This window comes from Romboutsia sp. 1001285H_161024_C4, from assembly GCF_015550185.1.
In the GTDB taxonomy this organism is placed as follows: domain Bacteria; phylum Bacillota; class Clostridia; order Peptostreptococcales; family Peptostreptococcaceae; genus Romboutsia_C; species Romboutsia_C hominis.
In genome coordinates this window covers 49,288-58,661 of record NZ_JADNAJ010000011.1, presented here as the reverse complement: position 1 = coordinate 58,661, position 9,374 = coordinate 49,288, and the positions used below count along the sequence as shown (strand labels likewise).

Annotated in this window: 7 protein-coding genes and 1 rRNA gene; all 8 read right to left on the bottom strand. The window is 27.4% G+C overall.

Features of this window, described 5'->3' with window-relative positions:
- Window positions 1-175 (bottom strand): 16S ribosomal RNA (locus I1959_RS13630); the annotation flags it as partial.
- A gap of 617 nt (window positions 176-792) precedes the next feature.
- Entirely contained in the window at window positions 793-1,848 is a 1,056-nt protein-coding gene (locus tag I1959_RS13625) for an ABC transporter substrate-binding protein (RefSeq protein ID WP_092923265.1), read from the bottom strand.
- Window positions 1,845-2,522, bottom strand: coding sequence for an ABC transporter permease (locus I1959_RS13620; RefSeq protein WP_092923305.1), 678 nt, complete (start codon window positions 2,520-2,522; stop codon window positions 1,845-1,847). Before I1959_RS13620 ends, I1959_RS13625 begins: the two co-directional genes overlap by 4 nt.
- Window positions 2,523-2,626: 104 nt before the next feature.
- A complete protein-coding gene (locus tag I1959_RS13615) occupies window positions 2,627-3,466 on the bottom strand; it encodes an ABC transporter permease (protein ID WP_092923262.1) in 840 nt (279 codons plus the stop codon).
- Between the two features lie 2 nt (window positions 3,467-3,468).
- On the bottom strand, window positions 3,469-4,512 hold the full coding sequence (gene potA, locus I1959_RS13610; protein ID WP_092923259.1) for a spermidine/putrescine ABC transporter ATP-binding protein: 1,044 nt from the start codon (window positions 4,510-4,512) through the stop codon (window positions 3,469-3,471).
- Between the two features lie 17 nt (window positions 4,513-4,529).
- Complete coding sequence (locus I1959_RS13605) at window positions 4,530-5,069, bottom strand: helix-turn-helix domain-containing protein (protein WP_092923256.1); 540 nt, start codon at window positions 5,067-5,069, stop codon at window positions 4,530-4,532.
- Window positions 5,070-5,448: 379 nt separating this feature from the next.
- The gene (locus I1959_RS13600) at window positions 5,449-8,283 is read right to left on the bottom strand and encodes an immunoglobulin-like domain-containing protein (protein ID WP_195238576.1); all 2,835 of its coding nucleotides are present in this window, start codon (window positions 8,281-8,283) and stop codon (window positions 5,449-5,451) included.
- A 340-nt stretch (window positions 8,284-8,623) separates the two neighbouring features.
- Entirely contained in the window at window positions 8,624-9,373 is a 750-nt protein-coding gene (nagB, locus tag I1959_RS13595; RefSeq protein WP_166504871.1) for a glucosamine-6-phosphate deaminase, read from the bottom strand.
- Between the last annotated feature and the right edge of the window lies 1 nt (window position 9,374).

Sequence of the window (9,374 nt, the reverse complement as noted above, 5' to 3'; positions counted from 1 at the left end):
TCTCATGTTATCTCGTATTAGCATACCTTTCGGTATGTTATCCGTGTGTACAGGGCAGGTTACCCACGCGTTACTCACCCGTCCGCCGCTCTTTACTAAAAGTAAATCGCTCGACTTGCATGTGTTAGGCACGCCGCCAGCGTTCATCCTGAGCCAGGATCAAACTCTCAAATATAAGTTTTTACCTGCTCAGACTATCATTATCTGAATATCTGGCTTGGTTTGTTTTCAATTCTTTAAGAATCAGTTATATAAATTAACCTACTGTTTAATTTTCAAAGTTCATTTTAAGCGACTGTGTCGGCGCTTACTTTTTTATTTGCCCTTTTCTTAAGGACAAGTATAACTATACCACTTTGAAATTATTTAGTCAACAGTTTTTTATTATTTTTTTATTTATATAAATTTCATACCTCTCTTCTTGTTTTTAAGTTAACACATGCCTCTTTAAATTTAAAAAATAATACTATAATCAAATTATATTACTTTAATAGGACATTCAATAGGTGGTGCTATATGCATTAGGTATATGTCTAGATACAATAGATATGAGGTATCAAAGCTTTAAAACCCTTATTTAGTTCCTTTAGAGGAAGGGAAGAAGGTGGAGATAGAGCCTTCTATGAATCAAGAGATATAATAAATAATGATCTGGAAGGGTTTATAAAACAAACTACAAAACAAACTATTTTAATATATAAATAATAATCATTATGTATTAAGTTTTATCTATTTATAAATTAACATAAAGTATAATTTCTTTTCAAAAAAAGAGTAGAATACTCTACTCTTTTACTTTGATTTTAACTCAATCCAAGCTCTATCATATAATTTTATTTTGTCATCTAAATCTATAAATGTCTCGCATTTATCCAGTAACTTTTTAGGTGGATATGCAACTGGATTTTCAGTTGTTTGTTCATCTAATAGCTCTATTGCTCCCGTATTAGGTATAGAATATCCAATATATTCAGCATTTTGCTTAGCATTTTCAGGTTCTAATAAAAAGTTAATAAACATTTCAGCTTCTTTCTTATTTTGTGCTGTTTTGGGTATGCACATAGCATCTACCCATTTATTAGTTCCCTCTTTTGGTATTGCATAAGCTAAGTTAGGATTTTGTTCCATTAAGGTAACTGCATCTCCAGAATAAATTATTCCCATAGCAACTTCTTCGCCTAATAATCTATCTTTACCTTCATCATTAACATATGCTAAAACTAAATCTTTTTGCTTCATAAGAAGTTCTTTTGCTTCTTCTATTTCTTTTGGATTTGTAGTATTCATACTGTATCCAAGTTTTTTTAATGCTATTGCCATAGTATCCCTAACTGAGTCAAACATCATTATGTTTCCTTTATATTTTGGATCCCATAATATGTCCCAGCTATCAACAGGCTCTTTTACCATTTTCTTATTATATAATATTCCAAATGTTCCCCACATATATGGTACGCTGTACTCATTATCTGGATCATATACTGGATTTAAAAAACTCTTATCTATATATTTCATATTTGGTATATTTTTAAAGTCTATCTTTTGAAGTAAGTCCTCATTTCTCATTTTCTCAACCATATAATCTGAAGGGAAAACTAAGTCATAATTAGTACTTCCACTTTTAACTTTCTGATACATCATCTCATTTGTATCATAAGTCTCATATAATACATCTATTCCAGTTTCTTTTTCAAACTTAGCTATAAGATCTTCGTCTATATAATCCCCAACATTGTATACATTAAGTACTTTTGTAGAATCTGTAGAACTTTTACATCCAGTTAATGCTACTGAACTTATTATACCTATAGTTAAAAGCGATATTATCTTTTTTCTTATTTTCACTATTTGTCACTCCCTGCTACTATAGATTGTTTTTTATTTGATATTAAAAGCAATATTAATACTACTGTAAACATTATAGTAGATAAAGCATTTATTTCTGGTTTTATACCTCTTCTTGCCATACCATATATTTCTATAGAAAGATTACTAACTCCATTTCCTGTATTAAAGAAACTAATTATAAAGTCATCTATTGACATCGTAAATGCAATTAAAAATCCTGATATTATTCCTGGTTTTATTTGAGGAAGTATTACTTTCCTAAGTGCATACATAGGTGTAGCACCTAGGTCCATTGCTGCTTCTTCTATGTTTTGTGGCATCGACCTAACCTTAGGAAGAACCGACAATATTACATATGGTATACTAAACATTATATGAGCTAATAACATAGTTGTAAAACCAAACTCTATGTTTAAAAAAGCAAATAAACTCATTAGAGCTACTGCTGTTACTATATCTGGGTTTAGCATAGGAAGATAGTTTACATTTAACATTACCTTTCTTCCTCTTGTTCTCATCTTTTGTATTCCTATTGCACTTATAGTTCCTACTATAGTTGCTATTATAGATGAAATTAAAGCAACTATTATAGTGTAGTATAGTGCACTCATTATATTCTCATCATGTATTAATCTTTGGTACCACTTAAACGTAAATCCACTCCAGTGAGCCATTGATTTAGAATCATTAAATGAAAATACAACTAGTGCAAATATTGGTGCATATAAGAATAAGAATACCAAAAACAAATATACATTAGATATTACTTTCTTTAACTTTAAAATAATAACCCACCGCCTTCTTTATCTGATTCATCATCAACTTTAGACATTACTGCCATTGATATAAGTATTACTATCATCATAAATATAGAGACTGCTGAACCAAAGTTCCAATCTCCTACAACAGTAAATTGTTGTTCTATTAAATCACCTATTAACATAAATTTACCACCACCAAGTAATCTTGATATAGCAAATGTTGTTACAGATGGCATAAATACCATTGTTATTCCAGAAACTACGCCTGGCAAACTTAATGGGAATATCACTTTGGTAAATACTTGGAAACTATTTGCTCCTAAATCTCTTGCAGCATTTATTAAATCATTATCCATCTTAGATAAAGATGTATATATAGGTAAAACCATAAATGGTAAGAAATTATAAACCATTCCAAGTAATATTGCTACATTAGTATATAATATGCTAACAGGTTCTATTCCAAATATTCCTAATAAATAGTTTAAAAGTCCATTTTTACCAAGTATAGCAACCCATGCATAAGTTCTTAATAAAAAGTTCATCCACATAGGAAGTATAAATAATAATATTAATGTTCCTCTTCTATTTACATTTGCTTTTGATATTAAATATGCTACTGGGTATCCTACTAAAAGACATATAATTGTAGATATTCCAGCTAATGTTATCGATCTAAAAAATACTTTAAAATAAATAGGGTCCATCAATTCTTTGTAGTTAGCTAAAGAAAACACTCGACCATTATCTGTTTCTATAGTAAAACTAAAAACAAATACTAGTATTAAAGGGATTACAATAAATATTGCACTCCATACTATATATGGATATGCTAGTATAGATTTTTTATTTTTCATAATTAATTTTGCTCTTTTCTCATTATATGGATATCTTCTGGATATATATCCATTCCTAATTCTGATCCAACTTGTGCATTTTTAGTATTATGAAGAATCCATTTTCTATCATTTTCTTTAACTTCTATTTCATAATGAACACCCTTAAATATACTAGATGTAACTGTCCCTTTTAACATTGAATCCTCTGGATTTACCATTTTTATATCTTCTGGTCTTATTACTACTTCTATATTTTCATTTTTTTCAAACCCTTTGTCTACGCATTCAAATACTTTACCGCAAAATTCAACTTTATAATCTTCTAACATAATTCCATCAAATATATTACTTTCTCCTATAAATCTTGCAACAAATGAATTTTTAGGTTCATTATATATATCTTCTGGTGTTCCCATTTGTTGTATCTTACCTTTGTTCATTACAACTATAGTATCTGACATACTAAGAGCTTCTTCTTGGTCATGAGTTACAAATATAAAAGTTATTCCCAACTTCTTTTGCATTCTCTTTAATTCTATTTGCATCTCTTGTCTTAGCTTTAAATCTAATGCCCCTAAAGGTTCATCTAATAATAATAATTTAGGTTCATTTACTAATGCTCTAGCAATAGCAATTCTTTGTTGTTGCCCTCCACTTAGTGAATCAACCTTTCTATTTTCTTTTCCTTCTAATGCCACTAATTTTAACATTTCTTTTACTTTTTCATCTATTTTATCTTTAGGCATTTTCTTTATCTTAAGTCCAAATGCTATATTTTCATATACATTCATATGAGGAAACAATGCATATTTTTGGAAAACTGTATTTACAGGTCTTTGGTATGGAGGTATTTCATTAATCTCTTTTCCTTCAAATAATACACTACCTTCATCTGCCTGCTCAAACCCTGCTATTATTTTAAGCGTTGTAGTCTTACCACATCCACTTGGACCTAGTAACGTTAAAAATTCATTTTTCTTTATATCTAAAGATAAATCATCCAAAACTTTTAAATCATCATATTGTTTTGATAGATTTCTTAATTCAATTATATTTTCACCCAATTATTAACACCTCTTTCCTAGAATGATGGAGGAGTTGATACCCAAATCACTTTTGCAGTAGTTTTTCCTGCATTTGATATGTAGTGATTAGCTCTTGGCTTAAAGTAAAAACTCTCTCCTTTTCTTACTTTATTATATTTATCTCCTATATGAAGGTATATGGCTCCTGAAAGAACATAGCCAAACTCTTCACCTTCATGTGGCTTTTCTTCCTTATACCTACCGCCTGGTTCTAGAGTTACTATTACAGGCTCCATTTCATTTTTTTGTGAATTTGGAACTAACCATTTAAATGTATATTTAAGATCTTCATCTTCTGTCTCAAACATATCATCCTTTGTAAAACAAATTCTTTCATCATCTATTTCATTAAAAAATTCTCTCAAGTTTGTTCCTAATATTTCTAATATATCTATAAGTGTAGCTATGGATGGTGAAGTTAAATTATTTTCTAATTGAGATATAAATCCTTTTGATAATTCACATCTATTAGCTAATTCTTCTTGAGTCAATTGCTTTTCAATTCTCATTCTCTTTATTTTCTCACCTATATCCATCTTTCCACCTCCTAATTTTCATATTTTTAGTAAACATATTGTTTAAAATACCTAAACATCAAAGTTTATTATATAAAACTTCTATATATAATTCAATAGTTTTTTTAATTTTTTCATTTTTAAAGCATTACATATAAATCAAGTATTTTACTGGTTTTATATGTAAAATACCTCTACATTTGTTTATATTAATATTCATAAAGTTTAGTATCTCTAACTCACTTTTATAATCTAAAAAATTTTAACTCTTTTATATTTTTTATTTTTCTTAAAGTATATATATCATCTATTTTCCTTAAATTTGTAAACCCTATACTAATGTAAAATAAAATCGCATAAATAATTTAGATTAAAATAAAAACAAAAAAATAAGGCTTAACTAAGCCTTATTTTTTTTTATTTTATTTACAACTAGTCCTAATAATGCTACTAGTACTAAAGCAATATATCCTAAACTACCTGTATCTCCTGTTTGAGGATTAAAATTATCGTTTATCTCGATTTTATTAGGTTGATGTAAACTACTTGGTTTATTCGCGCTTACAATACTATTTGAGCTTACACTACTTTCATTTGACCCTGATTTATTTTCAGTCTGATTGTTATTTGTATCATTTTTAATAGAATCTAGTAAAACGGTAACTATCCTTTTTACAGTAGTAGTATTTCCATCACTGTCTGTTACCGTATATATTAATTCATATTTACCTGGCTTATTGACATCTACATTTCCTGTTATCTTAATATCCTTAGTTATATTACCATCCTCAGTATCTGTAGCAGTTACTCCAGCCATTGGATCAAATTCCGTTCCTTCTCTTATACTTACATTATCAGCTCCAGTTATTACTGGTTTATAATTACTTTTTACTGTAACTGTAATTGTCTTAGTAGCTGTCGCTCCTTTACTATCTGTTACTTCATATTTAACTGTGTAAGTACCTATCTTATTTGTGTTAACTGTATCTTCCACTACTTTAATTTTATCAGTAATATTGCCATCCTCTTTATCATTAGCAGTTACCCCTGTTAATGGATTAAACTTTTCTCCAACATTTATTATCCTGTTCTCTGCATTTATCGTTGGCACTGCATTTATTTCTACCATTTTAGGATTAACTATAATCACTCTTTTTACAGTAGTAGTATTTCTATCACTGTCTGTTACCGTATATATTAATTCATATTTACCTGGCTTATTAACATCTACATTTCCTGTTATTTTAATATCTTTAGTTATATTACCATCTTCAGTATCTGTAGCAGTTACTCCAGCCATTGGATCAAATTCCGTTCCTTCTCTTATACTTATATTATCAACTCCAGTTATTACTGGTTTATCATTACTTTTTACTGTGACTGTAATTGTTTTAGTAGCTGTTGCTCCTTCATTATCTGTTACTTCATATTTAACTGTGTAAGTACCTACCTTATTTGTGTTAACTGTATCTTCCACTACTTTAATTTTGTCAGTAATATTTCCATCTTCTTTATCATTAGCAGTTACTCCTGTTAATGGATTAAACTTTTCTCCAACCTTTATTGTTTTATTCTCTGCATTTATCGTTGGTGCTTTATTTACTATAAGTTCGATTGGTTGAATTACATTACCTGAAAATTCAGCATTACATTTACCAATATTTACATTCTTTGAAAAAGAGTAATTTTCACTATTAACATTTATATCTTTCCATAAGATTTTGTTAGTATCTTTATTATATAATCCATTTTCAGAAATATTTGATGGTTCTATTTTATTTCCTTTTTCATCTACTATTATGTCATCAATTTCTATTGACCCCAATTGCTTTACTTTTTTTGATTTTAATTTTATATTTTGGTTATCTAATTGTAAGTAATTTAAATGGTTCAAACTAGCTAAAGGAGTTATATTGCTTATTTGATCATTGTTTAATTTTAAAAAAATCAGTTTATTTAGATTAGCTATAGGACTTATATCACTTATCTTATTATCTGCTAAATCTAAAATAATTAACTTAGATAATCTCTCTAAGATGTTTATATCACTTATTTGGTTATTAGCTAAGTGCAAGATAGTTAATTTAGTTAAATTTGATAAAGGAGTTATATCACTTATTTGATTATTATTTAAATTTAAAAAATCTAAATTAGTCAAATTTTCTAAAGAGTTTATGTCATTTATCTCATTATCACTTAAATATAATCCTGCTAATTTAGTCAATCCTCCTATAGAACTTATATCACTTATGTGATTGTAAGACAAATGCAAGCCATGTAATTTAGTTAAGTTTGACAAAGGAGCTATATCACTTATTTGATTGTGATTTAAATATAAATAATTTAAATTAGTTAATTTTGATAAAGGGCTTATATCACTTATTTGATTTTCAGTTAAGCGCAACGTAACTAAATTAGTTAGATTTGATATAGGACTTATATCGCTTATTTGGTTATTAGTTAAGTCAAAAGTAGATAAATTAGTTAATTTAGTTAAATTTGATACATAACTTATATCACTTATTCGATTATTAGCTAAATCCAAATCAGCTAAATTAATTAAATTTAATACAGGACTTATATCACTTATTTGATTTCTAGCTAAGTTCAAAGTAACTAAATTAGTTAATTTTGATATAGGACTTATATCACTTATTTGATTATTGGTTAAGTGCAAAATAGTTAATTTAGATAAGTTTTTTATAGGACTTATATCATTTATTTGATCTCCATCTAAGTATAAGTAAGTCAAATTCACACAATATTGCAGCCCTTCTAAATCTGATATTTTTGAATCAATTACAGTTAATCTTTTTAATGACTCTAATTCAGACTTACTTATATCTGCATCCAAATCTTTCTTTCTTAACTGTTTATTTATTGCTCTTTTTAAATTTATATCTTTAATATCAATTATTTTACTTTCTTTAAACTTTTCATCTACAGATTTAGCATCGCTATTTACTATAGGTTTATTTTCAATTTTTAAATTATTATCTTTAATTTCATTTTTAGTATCTATACTTTCTGTGTTAGAAATTTCTGTAGATGGCTCATTTTTTTTATCTATAGAAATTGGATCTAAATGTTCTTCTTTATTCAAACCAATTCCAGTTGTATCTTTATTACTAGACTCTATTTCATCTGCTAGTACATTTACCATCATTGATTGTATAGTTACTGTTGTTGTAATTACTAATACAAATGTCTTTTTAATATTATTTTTTTTGCTCATTAGATTTTTCCCCCCTTTATTTAATTAAGATTCAAATAAAAGTTTTATTAAATAGAACATTATAAAATAATGGAAATTATTGCTACTTACCATTCTTACCCCTAAAAACTTTTTAAAATCAAATTTCAAAAAATAAAATTATTGATACCTAATATTCATATATAGATTTATAATACTTAAATTCATATGAAAATTAGTATAGGTTTAAAAAATTTCTCTATTGGTTAAATAATCATCTAAAACCCAGTTGTACAATTTTTTATACCATTTAATGAAATATAAATACTTAAAATATAATTTTAATTAATAAAAAATAACACCTCATATGAGGTGTTATTTTTTATACTAACTTATAATCTTTTGGATCTAACTTACTTGCTGAGTCTTTATCTAAGATTAATACTATATCATTATGAAATTGTAATATTGATGCTGGTACTTCTGGTAAAACTTTTCCGTAAACTGTATTGTATATAGCTTCTGCTTTTCCTTCCCCTGATGCTAAAAGCATTATTTTTTTAGACTTAAATATTGAACCAGTCCCCATAGTTATAGCCTTTTTAGGTACCTCATCTATGCTATCAAAAAATCTTGCATTAGCTTCTATTGTACTTTCCTTTAAATTAACTAGATGAGTTCCTCTTTCAAAGTTTATTGTAGGTTCATTAAATCCTATATGGGCATTGTGACCTATACCTAACACTTGTATATCTACTCCTCCAGCTTCCTTAATAGCCTCATCATAGTTTTTGCATTCTTTTTCTATATTATCAGTCATACCATTTGGTATATGTATATTTTCTTCTTTTATATTTATATGATTAAATAAATTTTCTCTCATAAAATAGTCATAACTTTGCTCATTAGATTTTGGAAGTTCAAAGTATTCATCTAAATTAAATGTTTTAACTTCAGAAAAGTCTATAAGACCTTCTTCATACATACTTACTAATTCTTTATACATTCCTATTGGAGTACTTCCTGTAGCTAATCCTAAAACAGAATCTGGCTTTAGTGTTAATTGACTCGCTATCATTTGTGCAGCTTTTTTACTCATTTCATTGTAATCTTTACATACTAATATTCTCATG